The sequence below is a fragment of the Stenotrophomonas sp. 364 genome, from assembly GCF_009832905.1.
GTDB classification, from domain to species: domain Bacteria; phylum Pseudomonadota; class Gammaproteobacteria; order Xanthomonadales; family Xanthomonadaceae; genus Stenotrophomonas; species Stenotrophomonas maltophilia_AP.
In genome coordinates, this window is sequence record NZ_CP047135.1 from 3,249,401 (window position 1) to 3,268,864 (window position 19,464).

Annotated in this window: 15 protein-coding genes; 7 read left to right on the top strand and 8 right to left on the bottom strand. The window is 68.2% G+C overall.

Features of this window, described 5'->3' with window-relative positions:
- Positions 1-3: 3 nt before the first annotated feature.
- Both GQ674_RS14710 and GQ674_RS14715 read right to left on the bottom strand, forming a co-directional pair.
- Positions 4-870: an SH3 domain-containing protein gene (locus GQ674_RS14710; protein ID WP_236546092.1), complete on the bottom strand. Its 867-nt coding sequence runs from the start codon at positions 868-870 to the stop codon at positions 4-6.
- Between the two features lie 35 nt (positions 871-905).
- A complete protein-coding gene (locus GQ674_RS14715) occupies positions 906-1,394 on the bottom strand; it encodes a DUF3574 domain-containing protein (RefSeq protein WP_159497668.1) in 489 nt (162 codons plus the stop codon).
- Positions 1,395-1,633: 239 nt separating this feature from the next.
- Between GQ674_RS14715 and GQ674_RS14720 the strand changes: the two genes are divergently transcribed.
- The 5 genes from GQ674_RS14720 to GQ674_RS14740 all read left to right on the top strand — a co-directional run bounded on the left by GQ674_RS14720 (position 1,634) and on the right by GQ674_RS14740 (position 10,848).
- Positions 1,634-4,084 carry a TonB-dependent receptor gene (locus GQ674_RS14720; protein WP_159497669.1) on the top strand — a complete coding sequence of 817 codons (2,451 nt, stop codon included), beginning with the start codon at positions 1,634-1,636 and terminating at the stop codon, positions 4,082-4,084.
- 201 nt (positions 4,085-4,285) lie between these two features.
- Complete coding sequence (gene otsB, locus GQ674_RS14725) at positions 4,286-5,044, top strand: trehalose-phosphatase (RefSeq protein WP_159497670.1); 759 nt, start codon at positions 4,286-4,288, stop codon at positions 5,042-5,044.
- Between the two features lie 97 nt (positions 5,045-5,141).
- Positions 5,142-6,923, top strand: a complete 1,782-nt coding sequence (locus GQ674_RS14730; protein WP_159497671.1) for a glycoside hydrolase family 15 protein — start codon at positions 5,142-5,144, stop codon at positions 6,921-6,923.
- The gene (gene otsA / locus GQ674_RS14735) at positions 6,920-8,284 is read left to right on the top strand and encodes an alpha,alpha-trehalose-phosphate synthase (UDP-forming) (protein WP_159497672.1); all 1,365 of its coding nucleotides are present in this window, start codon (positions 6,920-6,922) and stop codon (positions 8,282-8,284) included. Before GQ674_RS14730 ends, otsA begins: the two co-directional genes overlap by 4 nt.
- 1,226 nt (positions 8,285-9,510) lie before the next feature.
- Positions 9,511-10,848, top strand: a complete 1,338-nt coding sequence (locus GQ674_RS14740; protein WP_159497673.1) for an OmpA family protein — start codon at positions 9,511-9,513, stop codon at positions 10,846-10,848.
- A 7-nt stretch (positions 10,849-10,855) separates the two neighbouring features.
- Here GQ674_RS14740 and GQ674_RS14745 read toward each other — a convergent pair whose 3' ends face one another.
- The 3 genes from GQ674_RS14745 to rluD are packed head-to-tail and all read right to left on the bottom strand — an operon-like array spanning position 10,856 to position 13,066.
- Entirely contained in the window at positions 10,856-11,287 is a 432-nt protein-coding gene (locus GQ674_RS14745; protein ID WP_159497674.1) for a thiol-disulfide oxidoreductase DCC family protein, read from the bottom strand.
- Between the two features lie 4 nt (positions 11,288-11,291).
- The gene (gene pgeF, locus GQ674_RS14750) at positions 11,292-12,071 is read right to left on the bottom strand and encodes a peptidoglycan editing factor PgeF (RefSeq protein ID WP_159497675.1); all 780 of its coding nucleotides are present in this window, start codon (positions 12,069-12,071) and stop codon (positions 11,292-11,294) included.
- Positions 12,071-13,066, bottom strand: a complete 996-nt coding sequence (gene rluD / locus GQ674_RS14755) for a 23S rRNA pseudouridine(1911/1915/1917) synthase RluD (protein ID WP_128097083.1) — start codon at positions 13,064-13,066, stop codon at positions 12,071-12,073. Before rluD ends, pgeF begins: the two co-directional genes overlap by 1 nt.
- Before the next feature lie 116 nt (positions 13,067-13,182).
- Between rluD and GQ674_RS14760 the strand changes: the two genes are divergently transcribed.
- Positions 13,183-14,067, top strand: coding sequence for an outer membrane protein assembly factor BamD (locus tag GQ674_RS14760; protein ID WP_128097082.1), 885 nt, complete (start codon positions 13,183-13,185; stop codon positions 14,065-14,067).
- Between the two features lie 186 nt (positions 14,068-14,253).
- Positions 14,254-15,495 (top strand): lipase family protein, encoded by a 1,242-nt coding sequence (locus GQ674_RS14765; RefSeq protein ID WP_236546093.1) that lies wholly within the window; start codon positions 14,254-14,256, stop codon positions 15,493-15,495.
- Between the two features lie 37 nt (positions 15,496-15,532).
- Here the strand turns inward: GQ674_RS14765 and GQ674_RS14770 are convergent, their stop codons facing one another.
- The 3 genes from GQ674_RS14770 to sucC form a co-directional block, all read right to left on the bottom strand.
- Entirely contained in the window at positions 15,533-17,167 is a 1,635-nt protein-coding gene (locus GQ674_RS14770) for an NAD+ synthase (protein ID WP_159497676.1), read from the bottom strand.
- A gap of 225 nt (positions 17,168-17,392) precedes the next feature.
- Positions 17,393-18,268 carry a succinate--CoA ligase subunit alpha gene (gene sucD / locus GQ674_RS14775; RefSeq protein WP_128097080.1) on the bottom strand — a complete coding sequence of 292 codons (876 nt, stop codon included), beginning with the start codon at positions 18,266-18,268 and terminating at the stop codon, positions 17,393-17,395.
- Between the two features lie 21 nt (positions 18,269-18,289).
- Positions 18,290-19,459, bottom strand: a complete 1,170-nt coding sequence (gene sucC, locus GQ674_RS14780) for an ADP-forming succinate--CoA ligase subunit beta (RefSeq protein ID WP_159497677.1) — start codon at positions 19,457-19,459, stop codon at positions 18,290-18,292.
- Positions 19,460-19,464: the final 5 nt, after the last annotated feature.

Below are 19,464 nucleotides of genomic sequence, written 5' to 3' on the forward strand. Positions count from 1 at the left end.
CGTTCAGGGGTTGGCGTTGACCCAGCCGAGAATGTCGCCCCGAGTCGGGTTGGCGTAGCGCACCTTCACCCAGCCGTCCTTTTCATCCAGCAGCTCCACCCGGTCATCGCGCACCAGATAGCGGCGGGTGGCGGTGTCGCCGGGCCGGGCATACAACGGCAGCCGTGCCGGCACTACCTGGCCGCTGAAGGCCAGCAGCCGCCGGTCACTGCGCGGGGCCACCAGCCCGTCGGAGATGGCCGTTTCCAGCACGTTGCCGGCAGGGTCAAACGTGCTCCAGACCGCCATCGGGCCACTCTCGGCGGTCTGCTTGACGAAGATCGTCGCCTCCAGCGCGTCGCCCAGCATCAGGGTGCGCTCGGCGCGGTACAGATACAGCCGCCCATCGTGGTAGCGGTACAGATCGACGTACCACATCGGGCCACTGCGGCAGCTGCTGCTCAGGGTGCGGTTGGCGGCGTCCACGTCCAGGCCCATCAGCCCGCCGCATTGCTCGTGCGAACTGGCAGGGAGTTCCAGTGGGACGAACCGCGCCTGCCGGGTGTCGAACCGGTAAACCGCCACCGCTTCGTTGACCTGCCCGACCGAGGCGCGCGCCACCAGCTCGGGACGGCCATCGAAATCGACGTCCAGTTGGCTCAGCCGCGCACCGCCATCGGCATCGGCCACGCCGTCCAGGCGCTGCTGGCGGCCCGACGGCAGCAGCAGCGCCAGGGTGCCCTGCGCTTCTACCCGCGCGGTCGCCACCTGGCCTGGCCCCACCTCCATGCGCAGCGCCGGGCCATCGGCGGCCGCCGCGGCCGCGTTCACGCCCATCCACAGCAGCGCGGCGCCCAGCACCGCATGTCGCCCGCCCTTGATCGTGTTCATTGCTGCATCCTGCCGCGCCACGGTGGCGCCCGGGATCAGAACGATACTTCAACCGCCTGCTGCGCCCACAGCACCGACTGGTGGCCGGTGGCCTGCTTCCACGCCAGGCGGATCGCCTCGATGTCGGCACGGCGCTGCGGGGTGTTCTCGTGCAGCACCACCAGCACCTTGGTGCGCAGGCGGTTGGGCTCGGCCGCGCCGCGGAACAGCCACTGGCCATAGGCATCGAACACGGTCAGGCCGTCCGGGAAGCGCGGGGTGACCTGCTTGTCCAGGAAGGCGCGCCACTGTGCCTCGGTGATGGCATCGGTCTGCTTGCGCTCGGAAGCACCGCTCTCCTCGCCCACGCCGAAGTACAACTCGCTGCGCACCCAGCCGGCGGCGGCATCGGGGCGGGCGGCATCGCCCTGCAGGGTCGCGGTGGCCGTGGCGGGGGCCGGCGGCACCGGCTTGGCGGCAGGCGCGGCGGTGGCGCAGCCGCTGGCGGCCAGCACCAGGGCAAACAGAAGGGCATGGGACTTCATCGACATCACTCCAGGAAAGCAGACGTGCAGAGGGGGACAAGCGTGCGGGACATCCGATTCCCTGGCCGATCACCAGCGGTTATCAGCTGATGCCGGCTCGCGATGGGACTTGCATCACATGAGCCATCACGCCAAGATAATATATCGCTTCATCCGGATGGATTGGTAGTGCCGGTCATTTTTCGGCACCGCCAGCACCTTCCCCTCCCCCTCCCCCTCGTCGCCCTGCTGGAGTCCGCATGTCCCGTCCGTCTGCGTCGCGCCTTGGCCTTGCCATTGCGCTCGTCCTCTCTTCCCCCCTGCTCGCCCAGGACGCAACTGCGCAGGACGCGCCCGGCTCGGCCACCACCCTGGACACCGTGATCGTCACCGGCACCCGTGCAGTGGACCGCACCGTGCTCGAATCCACCTCGCCGGTGGACGTGCTGACCGCCGAAGACATCCGCAAGGCCGGCGTGGTCAACGGCGAGCTGGGCAGCGCGCTGCAGGCGCTGCTGCCGTCGTTCAACTTCCCGCGCCAGTCCAACTCCGGCGGCGCCGACCACATCCGCGCCGCGCAGCTGCGTGGCCTGTCCCCGGACCAGGTACTGGTGCTGGTGAACGGCAAGCGCCGCCACAGCAGCGCGCTGGTCAACACCGACAGCAAGATCGGCAAGGGCACCACGCCGGTGGACTTCAACGCCATTCCGATCAGCGCGATCAAGCGCATCGAAGTGCTGCGCGACGGCGCCGGCGCGCTGTACGGCTCCGACGCGGTGGCCGGGGTCATCAACGTGATCCTCGACGACGCGCCGGAAGGCGGCGCATTCGAGGCCAGCTTCGGTGCCAACCACACCGACCTCAAGCCGATCGACCGCACCATCACCGACGGCCAGACCAGCTACGCCAGTGCCAAGGTCGGTATCCGGCTGGGCGATGAGGGCGGCTTCCTGCGCGTTGGCCTGGAGCTGAAGAACCACGAAGGCACCAATCGCGCCGGCTTCGACCAGATCCCGCCGTGGGACCAGAGCGACACCAACCTGGCCCTGCAGGGCAAGCGCAACTACGTGCTGGGCGACGGCAAGACCAAGGATCTGAACGCCTGGATCAACAGCGAACTGCCGTTCGGTGAGACCTCCAAGTTCTACTTCTTCAGCACCTTCAACCAGCGCGACAGCGAAGGCGCCAACTACTTCCGCTACCCCGACAGCGACGCCAACTGGGCGCAGGTGTACCCGAACGGCTACCGGCCGATTTCCGAAGGTGAAAACCGCGACGTGCAGGCCGTGGCCGGTGCGAAGGGTCAATGGGGCGAATGGAACTACGACGCCAGCCTGGACTATGGCACCAACAGTTTCACCTACCGCCTGCGCAACTCGCTCAATGCCTCGCTGGGCCCGACCAGCCCGACCCGCTTCAAGACCGGCGACTACCGCAACGAACTGACCGTGGCCAACCTCGACCTCGGCCGGGTGTTCAGCCAGGGCGAGAACATCACCCACAGCCTTGGCCTGGGTGTGGAAGCACGGCGCGACCACTACCAGACCCGCCCGGGCGACCCGAGCAGCTATGCCGCCGGCCCGTTCACCGACCGCCCGACCGGCTCGCAGGCCGGCGGCGGCCTGACCCCGCAGGACGCCACCACGCTGTCGCGCGACGTGGCCAGCGCCTACGTCAGCCTGTCCAGCCAGTTCGGCGAGCACTTCTCCAGCGACCTGGCCGCGCGTTATGAGCACAGCGACGACTTCGGTGGCGAGCTCACCGGCAAGCTCGGCCTGCGTTACGAGTTCGCCCCGGCGTTCGCACTGCGCGGTGCGATCTCCAACAATTTCCGCGCCCCGTCGCTGGCACAGATCGGCTACGAGTCCACCTCCACCGGCTACAACGCGGCCGGGCAGCTGGTGCAGGGCCGGGTGCTGTCGGTGAACAACCCGATCGCGCGTGGCCTGGGCGCCACCGACCTGAAGCCGGAGAAGTCGGTCAACACCAGCCTGGGCTTCACCAGCCGCATCGGTGACCACTTCGATGTCTCGCTGGACTTCTTCCAGATCGACATCGACGACCGCATCGCGTTGTCGGAGAGCATCACCGGCGATGCGCTCACCGACTACGTGCAGCAGCAGTTCGGCGTGGCCGGCCTGCAGAGCGCCAGCTTCTTCGTCAACGCCGCCGACACCCGTACCCGCGGCGCCGAGCTGGTGAGCAACTGGCGCCAGTCGCTGGGCAGCGGTGAGCTGGTGCTGACCGGCACCTATGCGTACACCAAGACCACGCTGAAGAACGTGCTGGCCACGCCGGCCAGCCTGCTCGCGCTGGACCCGGATTACGTGCTGTTCGGCGTGGAGGAAACCAATACCCTCACCGACGCCACCCCGCGCACCCGCGGCTCGGTGGCGGCCAGCTGGAGCAACGACCGCTGGTCGCTGAGCAGCCGGGTGAACCGCTACGGCAGCGTCACCCGCGTGTTCAACTTCGGCGACGGCTTCGTCCCGCGCCAGACCTACGGCGCCGAGTGGCAGCTGGATGCCGAAGTGGAGTTCAAGATCACCCCGCAGTGGAGCGTGGCGGTGGGCGGGCAGAACCTCACCGACAACTACTCGGACCTGTCCAACGACGACATCTACTATTACGGCAACCTGCCGTATGACGTGTTGTCGCCGGTGGGCAGCAATGGGGCGTATTACTACGGGCGTGTGCGGTATACGTTCTGACCGGGGGTGCAGCCGACCAACGGTCGGCTCTACCGGACGGTGAACGCGCGGAACAGGTAGAGCCGACCGTTGGTCGGCTGCTCTGCTCCCGGCCGCCGTACATGCGCCGCGGCGGAGTGCATCGCCGCACCGCGCGTGAAAACAACGCGCGGCACCCTGCCATGACCTGGCAATCACACCCACGCTGGCATGTTGTCCCGCATGGCCAACGACCTCCCCCCACGTCCGCCGCCGCCGTTGCTGGACGATGCCTGCGCGTTGTTCCTCGACGTGGATGGCACCCTGATTGAATTCGAACGCGACCCCGAAGCGGTCACGCTGCTGCCGGAAGTGCGCAATGCCATCGGGCGCATCAGCGACCGCCTGGAAGGCGCCGTGGCGTTGATCAGCGGGCGCCCGCTCAACCAGCTCGACGAGCTGTTCGCCCCACTTCACCTGCCCGCCGCCGGCCTGCATGGCCACGAGCTGCGCATCGCCGACGGCCGCCTCGACAGTCCCGCCGGCACCACCGACACCAGTGAATGGCTGCACGCCGTGCACCAGCAGGCCATGCGTTTCGCGCACGGCCATCCCGGCGTGCTGGTCGAAGACAAGGGCCGCAGCCTGGCCCTGCACTGGCGCGGTGCGCCGCACGCCGCCAGCGACGTGCGCGCGTTCGCCGAGCGGCATATCCGCGGCAATGCCGCGTACCGCCTGCAGCCGGGCGACCACGTCGTGGAGTTTGTGCCGGAAGGCAGTGACAAGGGCCGCGCCCTGCAGCAACTGATGCAGCACCCCCCGTTCCGTGGCCGCCTGCCGGTATTCCTCGGCGACGACCTCACTGACGAATTCGGCTTCGATGCGGCCAACGCGCAGCATGGCTGGAGCGTCCTGGTGGGCGCGCGCAGTCCCAGCGCCGCAGTGTTCGCGCTGCCGCACATCCGCAGCGTGCACGCCTGGCTGCAGGAAAACGCCTACTGACTCCTTCCCGCCCGCGCCAGATCGCGCGTGGGCGCCCCACCCAACGTGCCGCTGGCCTTGCGTGCAGCGGCCTGTCCTGAGCGAGATTGCAGTGCCCATGAAACAACCTGATCTGAATCTTGGCGTGGTCGGCAATGGCAGCTTCGGCGCCCTGATCGACCAGCAGGCGCGCGTGGTCTGGAGTTGCCTGCCCACGTTCGATGGCGACCCCACCTTCTGCGCCCTGCTCAGCCCCAACCAGAACGAGGGCGGCGATTTCGCGATCGAGCTCGAAGACCTGGTCAGCACCGAGCAGAGCTACCTCACCAACACCGCGATCCTGCGCACCGTGCTGCACGACAAGCACGGCGGCGCGCTGGAGATCATCGATTTCGCGCCGCGCTGGCGCCAGAACGACCGCTTCTACCGCCCGGTCAGCCTGATCCGCCAGGTGCGCCCCCTGGCCGGCAACCCGCGCATCATCGTGCGTGCCCGCCCGCTGGCCGACTGGGGCGCGCGCGTGCCGGCCTCCACGTGGGGCAGTAACCACATCCGCTGGGAGCTGCCCGACCACGTGCTGCGGCTGACCACCGACGTGCCGCTGCGCCTCGTGCGCGACGGCCTGCCGTTCGTGCTCAGCCACCCGGTCAACCTGGTGCTGGGCGTGGACGAGTCGTTGAACCGCTCGCTCAGCGGCTATGTGCAGGAGTCCTTCCAGCGCACCCGCGACTACTGGCGCGAATGGGTACGCTATCTGTCCATTCCGCTGGAATGGCAGGACGCGGTGATCCGCAGCGCGATCACCCTGAAGCTGTGCCAGTACGAAGACAGCGGCGCGATCATCGCCGCGATGACCACCTCCATTCCCGAAGCGCCGGGCAGCATCCGCAACTGGGACTACCGCTACTGCTGGCTGCGCGATGCCGCCTTCGTGGTGCGCACGCTCAACCGCCTGGGCGCCACCCGCACCATGGAACAGTTCCTGGGCTACATCTTCAACCTGGCCACCACCGATGGCAGCCTGCAGCCGCTGTACGGCATCGGTTTCGAGGCCAAGCTGGAGGAAACCGAAGTGGCCTCGCTGGACGGCTACCGCGGCATGGGTCCGGTGCGGCGTGGCAACCTGGCCTGGGTACAGCGCCAGCACGACGTGTACGGCAGCGTGGTACTGGCCTCCACCCAGCTGTTCTTCGACCAGCGCCTGCAGGACCCGGGCGACGCGCACACCTTCGCGCGGCTGGAACCGCTGGGCGAGCAGGCCTTCGCTCTGCACGACGTGCCCGATGCCGGCCTGTGGGAATTCCGCGGCCGCACCGAAGTGCACACCTACACCAGCGCCATGTGCTGGGCCGCGTGCGACCGCCTGTGCAAGATCGCCATCCGGCTCAAGCTGGATGACCGCGCCGACTACTGGCGCGACCGTGCCAACACCATCCATGCGCGCATCCTGCGTGAGGCCTGGAGCGAGGACCTGGGTCATTTCACCGACACCTTCGGTGGCCACCGTCTGGATGCCTCCCTGCTGTTGCTGGCCGACATCGGCTTCATCGAAGCGCACGATGCGCGCTTCATCGCCACCGTCGAGGCGATCGGTCGCGACCTCAAGCACGGCAATGCGCTGTACCGCTACGTTGCACCGGACGACTTCGGCGAGCCGGAAACCAGCTTCACCATCTGCACCTTCTGGTACATCGACGCGCTCGCCGCGATCGGCCGCATGGACGAAGCGCGCGACATGTTCGAGACGCTGCTGGAACGCCGCAACCATCTGGGCCTGCTGTCCGAAGATCTTGCCTTCGACAACGGGGAGGCCTGGGGCAACTTCCCGCAGACCTATTCGCACGTGGGCCTGATCACCGCGGCGATGCGGCTGTCGCGCAGCTGGCAGGAAGCATCATGAGTCGGCTGGTTGTTGTCTCCAACCGCGTCGCGGCACCCGGCGTGGCCGCGCCCGGCGGGCTTGCAGTAGGGCTGCTGGCCGCGCTGAAGGAACGCGGCGGCATGTGGTTCGGCTGGAGTGGCAAGTCGGTGCGCGACCCCAGCGGTGCGCTGCATGAGCAGACCGAGGGGGACATCCGCTACGTCACCATGGACCTCAACAAGCCCGACGTGGACGGCTACTACAACGGCTTTGCCAACCGCACGCTGTGGCCGCTGCTGCACTTCCGCCTGGACCTGGTGGACTACGACCGCGCCACCCGCGAAACGTACCGCCGGGTCAATGCACTGTTCGCCGAAAAGCTGGCGCCGCTGCTGCGCGAAGACGACATCGTGTGGATCCACGACTACCACCTGATTCCGCTGGCCTCGCTGCTGCGCGAGCGTGGCATTGGCTGCCGCATCGGGTTCTTCCTGCACGTGCCGATGCCCTCGGCCGACCTGCTGCAGGCCATGCCCGACCATCTGCGGCTTTTTTCCAGCCTGTACGCCTACGACCTGGTGGGCTTCCAGACCCAGCGCGACACCGACCGTTTCCAGTCCTACGTGCGCCTGTTCGGTGGCGGCCGGGTGGTGGCCGATGGCGAACTGGAAGCCCCCGGTGGCCGCCGCTTCCGTGCCGCCGCCTTCCCGATCGGCATCGATACCGCGCACATCGAGCGCCAGGCCAAGGCTGGTGCCAACAAGCCCGCCGTGCGCGACCTGCGCAATAGCCTGCGCGACCGCCAACTGGCCATCGGCGTGGACCGGCTGGACTATTCCAAGGGCCTGCCGGAACGCTTCCAGGGCTTCGAGCGCTACCTGGAACGCCACCCCGACCAGCGCGGCAGCCTCACCTACCTGCAGATCGCGCCGGTGTCGCGCGGCGATGTCACCGAGTACCGCCAGCTGCGCGGCCAGCTGGAACAGATCGCCGGGCACATCAACGGTGGCCATGCCGCGCCGGACTGGACCCCGCTGCGCTACGTCAACCAGAACTTCACCCACGCCACCCTGACCGGTTTCTACCGGGCAGCGTCCGTGGGCCTTGTCACCCCGCTGCGCGACGGCATGAACCTGGTCGCCAAGGAATACGTGGCCTCGCAGGACCCGGAGAACCCCGGCGTGCTGGTGCTGTCACTGCTGGCCGGTGCGGCCGATGAACTCAAGCAGGCGCTGCTGGTGAACCCGCATGACCTGGACGGCGTGGCCGATGCGATCGCCACCGCCGCCACCATGCCCCTGCGCAAACGCACCGAGCGTTGGCAGGCCATGATGGAGCACCTGCGCACCTACGACATCAACCACTGGCGGCAGACCTATCTGCAGGCGCTGGAGGGCTGATCGCGGACCCAGTGCAATGCGGGCCCCTCAGCGTAGAGCCGACCGTTGGTCGGCTGCCCTTCCTCCCAGCGCCGCGATACCTGATGCACGCACCGCGCCTTGCGCGGTGCAGCCGACCAACGGTCGGCTCTACCGGCCTGTTTGTATCGGCCGACGATCAACACCCGCCGATTTGTCCGTGTCGGCCGGTGGTCGGCGCCCACCGGGTTGTTCGTGTCGGCTCCCGGCGAAATGCGGATCCCCCCCGGCGTAGAGCCGACCGTTGGTCGGCTGCCCTTCCTCCCGACACCGCAATACCTGATGGACGCACCGCGCCTTGCGCGGTGCAGCCGACCAACGGTCGGCTCTACCGGCCTGTTTGTATCGGCCGACGATCAACACCCGCCGATTTGTCCGTGTCGGCCGGTGGTCGGCGCCCACCGGGTTGTTCGTGTCGGCTCCCGGCGAAATGCGGATCCCCCCGGGCGTAGAGCCGACCGTTGGTCGGCTGCTCTTCCTCCCGACACCGCAATACCTGATGGACGCACCGCGCCTTGCGCGGCGCAGCCGACCAACGGTCGGCTCTACCGGCTTGTTTGTACCGGCCGACGATCAACACCCGCCGGTTTGTACGCGTCGGCCGGTGGTCGGCGCCCACCGGGTTGTTCGTGTCGGCTCCCGGCGAAATGCGGGTCCCCCGGCGTAGAGCCGACCGTTGGTCGGCTGCCCTTTCTCCCGACACCGCAATACCTGATGGACGCACCGCGCCTTGCGCGGCGCAGCCGACCGTTGGTCGGCTGCACTTCCTCCCGACACCGCAATACCTGATAGACGCACCGCGCCTTGCGCGGCGCAGCCGACCAACGGTCGGATCTACCCGCTTGTTGGTGTCGGCTGACGAGCGCCACCCACGGCTTGTTCGGGTCCACCTACGAACGTCGCGCAACCGGTGACGCTTTCCGCACGACTTGATTGCAGATGAAACACGTCGCTTTACGCGCAGCTTTCGCCCCGCCGGATGTCGCAATCGCCGCGCCTCACGCGGTAATCGTCGGCGGCACAATGCCTTGCGGCAATAGACCTCGATTATCGCGGTCCTGCTACGCCCCACAGAGACGAAAGCACACGCGAAATTTCATTCCGCATTGACGGTCCCTGACCAAAGTGACGCCCCCAAGAGCCCATCCATATCGCTTGGGCCGGTTCGTGCACCGTCGCGTGCGCGGTCATTCAAGGGGATGGAGTGCATGTCAGCGTTCGAACGATTCATCGATGATGCCGCCGTACGACTGGAACTCGGCTACCGCGCCCGCAGCGTGGTGAATGTGCTGTCCCGCTGGATCGCGTCGCACCCGCTGGGCCTGGACGGCCTGGCGCAACAGTTCGAGCAGGCCGGGCTGGGTGCCCAGTTCCGTAGCTGGCAGCGACCGGGCGAACCCTCCCGCCCGCTGCTGGCGAGCGAACTCGAACACGCCATCGGCACCCATGCACTGGTCACGATGGCGCGTCGTGCCGGCTTTCCGCCCGGCACGTTCCGGGTGATCGCCTGCGAACTGCTGCCCGGCCTGGTCACGTTGGCCAGCGCGGCCAGACCTGTGCGCGCTGCTGCATTCCGCCCCGCGCGCCTGCCTCGCCTGCGGGGATCCACGCCCGCGCCGGCGCGAACGGTCCAGGGCCTGGCCCTGCGCGGCATGCTGTGGCCGCTGGCGGGCGTCGCGCTGATCGCATTCAGCACCTGGCTGCTGCTGAAGATCCGCGCGCCGCACTGGGCGCCGCCGGTCATCACCGAACAACGCGATGCCCGGTTGTCGCTGCACCAGTACGGCAACCGCGTCCTGGTGCAGGGCCGCCTGCCCAGCGAAGCGGCCCGGCGCCAGGCCTGGAATGCGCTCACCGCCCTGCATGGCCGCGATGCCGTGCGCGGCGGAATCGCGCTGGATCCGGCGACCCGGCACCCACGCTGGCTGGACCGGCTGACCGCCCGCATTCAACAGCTGGAAGGCGACGGGCTGCTGCTGGACTTCAACGGCGATACGTTGCGGGTGGATACCTCGGCGATGGTCGCCGCGCGGCGCCTGGAGGTGTCACGGCTGCTCCGCCGCCACTTCGCCGATCTGCAGACCACCGGGCTGTGGGGCCCGGGGCTGGCGGCGCTGGCCGCCCTGCCTGCGCAGGCCGACGCCACCACGGTGGTGGATGCGTTGAACCAGACCACATTGAAATTCCGTGCCGGATCGGCCGTGCTGACCGGCGACAGCACCGACACCGTGGACGCCGTGGCGGCCGCACTGACGCTGCTGCCGGCAGGCACGCGCATCGATGTGGCCGCGCACACCGACAGCAACGGCCGCGCCGACGCCAACCTGCTGTTGAGCCAGCAGCGCGCCGCGACGGTGGCGCAGGCACTCCAGGAACGCGGCGTACCGGCCGCGATGCTGGTCGCCACCGGCCACGGGCATCAGCACCCCATCGCCGACAACCGCGACGATGCGGGGCGCGCACGCAATCGACGGATCACCTATGCAGTGGTTGCTCCAGACAGCGATACGACGGCCGCAGACTCCCTGGCCTGGCTGGAGCGGTGAAACCGGCTCAGTCGAGAAATCGCCCGGCCTGTCCGGGCGCCGGCAGGTAACAGCTGTCATGCCGCCCGAACCAGCGGTAGCGGTTGCGCGCCAGCGCGCGGTAGGCGCGATCGCGCCAGGCTGACGGCAGCAGCCGCAGCACGGCTGTCAGCCGCCAGGCGCCGCCAAGCCCGGCCAGCACCCGCAGGATCGCATCGGTATCGGTCCAGGCCTGGCCGTTCTCCAGCAACAGGAACGACAGCGGATCGTCCGGGTCCAGTCCGTGCTGCTGCAGCAGTGAACGGCCGTGGCTGCCCTGCATCGCCGCGAACCGATAGCGCCCCTGCCGGTCGAAGCGCAGCAGGAACCGTACCCAGCGGCTGCACAGCGCGCAGATCCCGTCGAACACGATCACCGCGTGGCCAGCGCTGCGGTCGACGTCGGCCGGGGTGCGGTCCATCGGCTCAGCGCGCCATCCAGGCCAGGGTTGCCATGCGCCCGGTACGGCGGTCGCGGCGGTGCGAATAGAACCGTTGCGGGTCGTCGATGCTGCACAGCTGGCCGCCGCTGATCTGCGCCGGGTCGACCCCCACGCTGTGCAGGCGGCGCCGGGCCAGCGCGTACAGGTCCACCTTCCAGTGCCCCGGGCGGGTGGCCGCGAACGCCGCTTCGGCGCCTGCATCGCGTTCGACGAAGGCCGCGAACACGTCTTCGCCCACTTCGTAATGGGTCGGGCCGGCCGCCGGTCCCAGCCACGCCTGCAGCTGCGCCGCCGGAGTGCGCATGGCAGCCACCGTGGCTTCCAGCATGCCGTCGGCCAGGCCGCGCCATCCGGCATGGGCCGCGCCGATCTCGCTGCCATCGCGGGCAGCCAGCACCACCGGCAGGCAGTCTGCGGTGAGGATGGCCAGCACCACGCCCGGCACCGAGGTCACCGCCGCATCGGCGGTCGGCTCGGTTTCCACGCCCTGCGCGGTGGGCGCAGCGTCGAACCGAAGCACCGTGGTGCCATGCACCTGGCGCAGCCAGTGCGGCGCCGAGGGCAGCGCCAGCCCGGCCTGCAGCAGGTCACGGTTGCGCTGCACCTGGGCCGGGTCGTCGCCGTCGGCGGCGTAGCGGTTGCCCATGTTGAACTGGTCGAACGGCGGCACCGACCCACCCGCGCCGTAGCGCAGGGTGGTGCCCGCCTGCACCCCGGGGGGCGCAGGCCAGTCGGCCGCCAGCAACGGAACCGGTGCGGGCATCAGCGGCGCCCGCGTTCCAGCTCGGCGAAGCGCTTGCTGTCTTCGCGCAGCGCCTGCATCAGCGCCTGCATGTCCGCCGGCGGCGGCGCGCTGTTGGTGATGGTCTCACCGGTGATGGGGTGCACGAACTCCAGCGTTTCGGCGTGCAGCGCCTGGCGCTTGAAGCCGCGCAGCTGCGCAACCAGTTCATCGCTGGCACCCTTGGGCAGCTTCAGCGCGCCACCGTACAGCTGGTCGCCGATGATCGGGTGGCGCAGGTGCGCCATGTGCACGCGGATCTGGTGGGTACGGCCGGTTTCCAGGCGGCATTCCAGCGCGGTGTGCGCACGGAAGCGCTCGCGCAGGCGGTAATGGGTGATCGCGTCCTTGCCGTCTTCACGCACGGCCATGCGCACGCGGTCGCGCGGATGGCGGTCGATGGCCGCATCGGCGGTGCCACCGGACACCAGCGCGCCCACCACGATGGCCAGGTACTGGCGGTGCACTTCGCGCGCCGACAGCTGCTCGACCAGCGCGGTCTGCGCCTGGATCGTGCGGGCGATCACCATCACCCCGCTGGTGTCCTTGTCCAGGCGGTGCACGATGCCTGCGCGCGGCAGCACCGACAGCGACGGGTCGCGGAACAGCAGGGCGTTGACCAGCGTACCGGTGGGGTTGCCCGCGCCGGGGTGGACCACCAGCCCGACCGGCTTGTTGATGACGAACACGTGCTCGTCCTCGTACAGCACCTCCAGCGGGATGTCCTCCGGCTCGGCATGGGTCTGGGTGTCAAGCACGACATGCAGGCTGGCCACCTCGCCGCCCCGCACCGGGTCTCGCCCGCGCACGGCCTGGCCGTCCAGCAGGACGTCGCCGGACTTGATCCACTCGGTCAGCTTGGACCGGGAGAATTCGGGGAACAGCTCGGCCAGGACGGCGTCAAAACGCCGTCCTGCGGCGGTATCGGGCACCACGGCCTGGCGGGGGGATTCGGATTCGGAAGCGTTATCGGACATGGGGAAAGCACCGCTGGGAGACAAATTTGGGGTCCGGGCGACCACTTTCAGTCGCAGGACAGGCCACTAGGCTATCATCGACCCTTCGTATTCCAGCCGCGTCCCGCCCTGACCCCATGATCCGACGCTCTTCTTTGCTGTCCGCGCCCGTCCGCACCGCCGCCCTGCTGCTGGTCCTGGCCCTCGTCGCCACTGGCTGCCACCGCGGCACCAAGGGGGACAATCCGGACGAAGGCCTGCCGGTCGAACAGATCTACGAGAAGAGCCACCGCCTGATGGAAGGCGGCAACTGGAGCGGGGCCGAAGCCAACTTCCGCCGCCTGATCGCCCAGTACCCGTATGGCCCGTACACCGAACAGGCGATGATCGAAACCGCCTACGCGCAGTACAAGGCCGGCAAGCACGATGACGCGGTGTCCAGCATCGACCGCTTCATCCGGACCTATCCGACCCACCGCAACATCGCCTACATGTACTACCTGCGCGGCCTGTCCAACGGCAACCGCAATACGGTGTTCCTGCGTCGCGTGTGGTCGCTGGACCCGAGCCGCCGCGACCTGTCCACCCCGCACCAGGCCTACGCCGACTTCAACATCGTCGTCGACCGCTACCCGAACAGCCGTTACGCGGCCGATGCGCGCCAGCGCATGATCGAGCTGCGCGACGTGTTCGCCCAGCACGAGCTGGACAACGCCCTGTACTATCTGCGCCGCCAGGCCTGGGTGTCGGCCGCAGGCCGCGCCAACTACCTGCTGGAAACCTACCCGCAGAGCGCCTTCCAGTACGACGCCGTGGCCACCCTGGGCGAGGCCTATACCCGCCTGGGCAACAAGACCCTGGCCGACGATGCCCGCCGCGTGCTGGAGATGAACCAGCCCGAGCACCCCTGGCTGCAGGGCAACTGGCCGAAGTATCCGTGGATGGTGCGTAAGCTGAACCCGTTTGCCGGCGAGAAGTCCGCCAGTACCGGCCAGCGCAATGCGACGATGAACCGCAAGTAGGCGCGCCGTCGTAATCCCCAAAGGGCCCCGCAAGGGGCCCTTTTGCGTTGTGGGTCGAGCGGTCGCGCCCTGCCTAGGAATCGGCTGATACAGGGTGAGTTGCGACCGCCATCCCAGCGTCGAGGCGGGCTCCCCACGCAGACTGCCGCGCTCGAAGCAGGCCATCCCGGCCCGCAGGGAGCTCCCATGACCCAGCTTCACCGTCACCGACGCCGCGCCACCACCCTGCTTTGCGCCGTGCTGGCGCTGTCCCCGCTTGCCTCCCTGGCCCAGGACGCCGGCCAGCTGATCTCCAGCGACCGCTTCCAGGCCGACTGGCTGCCCGGGCATGCCGACCAGACCTACAAGCTCACCTACGCAACCACCGACCTGCACCAGCGTCCTGCGCTGGCGACCGGGCTGGTGATGCTCCCGTCGGGCCCGGCCCCGGCTGGCGGCTGGCCGGTGGTGTCCTGGGCGCACGGCACCCAGGGCACGGCCGACCGATGCGCGCCCTCGGCAGGCGGTCCGACCCGACCGGCGCGCGACGCCGCTTACCTGGACCTGTTTCTCCAGCGGGGCTATGCGATCGTCGCCTCGGATTTCCAGGGGCTGGGCTCGCCAGGCGAACATGCCTACCTGCACGGCCCCAGCGTGGCCCACAACATCGTGGATATGGTCAAGGCGAGCCAGCAGCTCAATGCCGCGTTGCCGGTGACCCGCCACCTGGCGCCACGCTGGGTCTCGGTGGGGTATTCGCAGGGCGCGGGCGCGGCGGTATATGCGGCCAGCGTGGCCACCGAGCTCGGCGGGCCGGCGCTGGACTTCCGCGGCGCGGTGGGCACCGGCACCCCGGCCTGGGTCAACCTGACCACCCGCGGCCTGGGACCGGGCTCGACCCAGCAACTCGGCGCCGGGGGTACCGCCTACCTGACCTATCTGATCAACGGGCTGATCCAGGCCGACCCCCGTATCGCCGACCTGCTCACCGACGTGGGCCGCGCACGGTTGGCGCAGGCCCGGCAGCTGTGCCTGGCCGAGCTGACCCTTGAACTGGAAGGGGTCACGCTGTCCGATTACTTCCATACGCCGTTGAGTGCGCTCCCGGGCATCACCACGACCCTGGACAGCTACCTGGCCATGCCGCTGCGCGGCTTCGACCAGCCCTTGCTGCTCGCCCATGGCAGCGCAGACACGGATGTGGCCTATCTGGGCGCGCTGCTGTACGGGCTGGTGCTGGCCATTAACCAGCAGCCGCTACGCTTCCGCAGCTACCCGGCCACCCATTCCGAAAGCCTGCATGCGGCCAGCGCGGACGTGCTGGCCTTCGTCGACGCGCGCCTGGGCACCATGCCCGGGGCGGCTCTGCCGGGTTGGAACGTCAGCGCGGCCGACATCGCCCGCGCCTCCGACGGCATCGACACGCTACCGCAGGACGCGCTGCGCTGACCGGATCGGGGCGGCGTACGGTCGGCGCCGCCCCGGCTCAGCCCTTGTAGCCGTTACTGATCGGGTACCGCCGCTCCCGCCCGAACGCGCGCCGCGACACCTTAGGGCCGGGCGCTGCCTGGTGGCGCTTCCATTCGCTGGTGCGCACCAGGCGCAGCACGCGGTCCACCACCTCGGCGGCATACCCGGCGGCCACGATCTCCTCGCGCGACTGCTCCTGGTCCACGTAACGGTACAGGATGCCGTCCAGCACGTCGTAGGCCGGCAGCGAATCCTGGTCGGTCTGGTTGGCACGCAGCTCGGCCGAGGGCGGGCGGCTGATCACCGCCGGCGGGATCACCGGCGCACCGCCCACCGTGTTGCGCCACTTGGACAGGCCGAACACCTCGGTCTTGTACAGGTCCTTCAGCGGGGCATAGCCACCGCACATGTCGCCGTAGATGGTGGCGTAGCCGACCGCATACTCGCTCTTGTTGCCGGTGGTCAGCAGCAGCCCGCCGAACTTGTTCGACAACGCCATCAGGATCACGCCGCGGGCGCGCGACTGCAGATTCTCTTCGGTCACATCGGCGGCCTGGCCTTCGAACATCGGGCCCAGCGCGGCCATCAGGCCTTCAAACACCGGCTCGATCGAGACGGCGTCCAGCTTCACGCCCAGCGCGCGGCACTGCTCGGCCGCCAGGTCGTTGGACATGTCAGCGGTGTAGCGCGACGGCAGCCGCACGGCGGTGACGTTGTCCGCGCCCAGCGCATCCACCGCCATGGCCAGCACCAGCGCCGAATCGATGCCGCCGGACAGGCCCAGCCACACCTTCTTGAAGCCGTTCTTGCGGCAGTAGTCCTGGATCCCGCGGGTGACCGCGCGCCAGGCCAGCGCGTCCATGCTTTCATCGCCGTCGTCGATCCACTCGCGCGGCAGGAAGCGGCGCGTGTCGGCGTCGTAGTCGACCACCAGCCACTGGTCGGTGAACGCGGCGGCAGCCGGGTGCACGGTGCCGTCGCCATCGGCCACCACCGAGGCGCCGTCGAACACCAGCGCGTCCTGGCCGCCGACCACGTTGAGGTAGACGATCGCCGCCCCGCTCTCGCGGGTGCGCTCGGCCAGCAGCGCATCGCGCTGGGCGTGCTTGCCACGTTCGTACGGCGAGGCGTTGGGCACCACCACCAGCTGCGCGCCTTCGCGCACGGTGTCGGCCAGCGGCTCGGCGAACCACAGGTCCTCGCAGACCAGCACGCCCACCGGCACGCCCTTCAGCTCGAACACGCAGCTGCCGCCGTCCGGGTCCACGTCGAAGTAGCGGCGTTCATCGAACACCGCGTAGTTGGGCAGCTCGCGCTTGCGGTAGGTGTGCTCCACCTTGCCATCGCGCAGCACGCTGGCCGCGTTATACACCACCGAACCGGTGGCCTGCGGCCAGCCCACCACGGCGGCGATGCCGGTCGTGGCCGCGGCAATGCGCTTGAGCGCCTGTTCGCAGTCGTACAGGAAGCCCGGGCGCAGCAGCAGGTCTTCCGGCGGATAGCCGCTGATGGCCAGCTCCGGAAACACCACCAGCTCGGCACCGTACTCATCGCGCGCCTCGGCGATCATCGCGATGATGTTGTCGGTGTTCTGCGCCACGGCGCCCACCGGGAAATCAAACTGCGCCATCGCGATGCGGATCGAAGCCATGAAGGTCCAGCCTGTAGTTGCAATGCGCCCATTGTAGTGCCGGGCTCTGCCCGGCAACCATGCACGCGTTGATCGCAGGATCGGGCGACCGCCAGAACGCAGAAAGGCCGCCCGGAGGCGGCCTTTCTGGTAGCTGACCAATGGTCGGTTTTTACGAGCAGCTGACCAACGGTCAGCTCTACCGGCGGTCAGCTCGACCACGTCGGCCGCGGGGCGGCCGGCGTTTTACTTCACCAGCTTGGCGATGGCAGCGCCCAGGTCGCCCGGCGAACGGACGGTGACAACACCGGCCGCTTCCATGGCGGCGAACTTGCCTTCCGCGGTGCCCTTGCCGCCCGAGGCGATCGCACCGGCGTGGCCCATGCGCTTGCCGGCCGGAGCCGACGCACCGGCGATGAAACCGACGACCGGCTTCTTCACGTGGTTCTTGATGTACTCGGCACCGGCTTCTTCAGCGTCGCCGCCGATTTCGCCGACCATGATGATGCCCAGGGTCTGCGGATCTTCGTTGAACAGCTTCAGGCAGTCGACGAAGTTCAGGCCGTTGATCGGGTCACCACCGATGCCGATGCAGGTGGACTGGCCCAGGCCGACTTCGGTGGTCTGCTTGACCGCTTCATAGGTCAGGGTGCCCGAGCGCGACACGATGCCGATCTTGCCCGGCATGTGGATGTGGCCCGGCATGATGCCGATCTTGCACTCGCCCGGGGTGATGACGCCGGGGCAGTTCGGACCGACCAGCACGGTGTCCGGATGGGCACGGGTCAGCACGTTCTTGACGCGCAGCATGTCCAGCACCGGAATGCCTTCGGTGATGCACACGATGACCTTGATACCGGCAGCTGCGGCTTCCAGGATCGCATCGGCCGCGTACGGCGGCGGCACGTAGATGACCGACGCGTCAGCGCCGGTGGCCGACACGGCGTCGGCAACGGTGTTGAAGACCGGCAGGTCGATATGGGTGGTGCCACCCTTGCCCGGGGTCACGCCGCCGACGACCTGGGTGCCGTACTCGATCATCTGAGTGGCGTGGAAGGTGCCCTGCTGGCCGGTGAAGCCCTGGACGATCACCTTGGTGTTCTTGTTGATCAAAACAGACATTGGAATTCCTTGGTGTCGGTATCAGGCAGCGTTCTTGACAGCTTCAACGATCTTCTTGGCGCCATCGTTGATGTTGTCAGCCGGGATGATGGCCATGCCGCTGTCACGCAGCAGCTGCTTGCCTTCTTCCACGTTGGTGCCTTCCAGGCGGACCACGACCGGAACCTTGACGCCCACTTCCTTCACGGCGGCGATGATGCCTTCGGCAATCATGTCGCAGCGGACGATGCCGCCGAAAATGTTGACGAAGATGCCTTCGACCTTGTCCGAGGACAGGATCAGCTTGAACGCTTCGATGACGCGCTGCTTGTTGGCACCGCCGCCCACGTCCAGGAAGTTCGCCGGCTCGCCGCCGTTGAGCTTGATGACGTCCATGGTGGCCATGGCCAGGCCGGCGCCGTTCACCATGCAGCCGATGTTGCCGTCCATGGTGACGTAGTTGATGTCCAGTTCCGAAGCGATCACTTCGGTCGGATCTTCCTGGGTCTTGTCGCGCATGGCGACCAGGGCCTTCTGGCGGAAGGCGGCGTTGTCGTCGCTGTCGAACTTGCCGTCCAGCGCGTACAGGTTGCCGTCGTCCAGGATGGCCAGCGGGTTGATTTCAACCAGGGCCAGGTCCTTTTCGTTGAACAGGCGGTACAGGTTCACCATGATGCTGGCGAACTGGCCGGCCTGCTTGGCGGTCAGGCCCAGCTTGAAGCCGAAATCACGGCCGTGGTAACCCTGCACGCCTTCAACGAAGTCGACGTTGAGCGAGTGGATCAGCTCGGGGGTTTCAGCGGCAACCTGCTCGATCTCCACGCCGCCTTCCGAAGAGGCGATGTAGGTGATGGTCTTGGTGCCACGGTCAACCAGCACCGACAGGTACAGTTCCTTGACGATCTCGCCGGCGGTGGTCACCAGCACCAGGTTGACCGGCAGCTCGACGCCGGCGGTCTGGTAGGTGGCCATCTTGGTGCCGAGCATCTTGGCCGCAGCGGCCTTCACATCGTCGGTGGTCTTGCAGAACTTGACGCCGCCTGCCTTGCCGCGACCGCCAGCATGGATCTGCGCCTTGACCATCCAGGGGCCCTGGCCCAGCGACTGGGCAGCTTCGACTGCTTCGTCCGGGGTAGCGGCGACCTTGCCGGCCGGGACCGGGATGCCGTACTCGGCAAGCAGTTGTTTTGACTGGTATTCGTGGAAATTCATGCGTC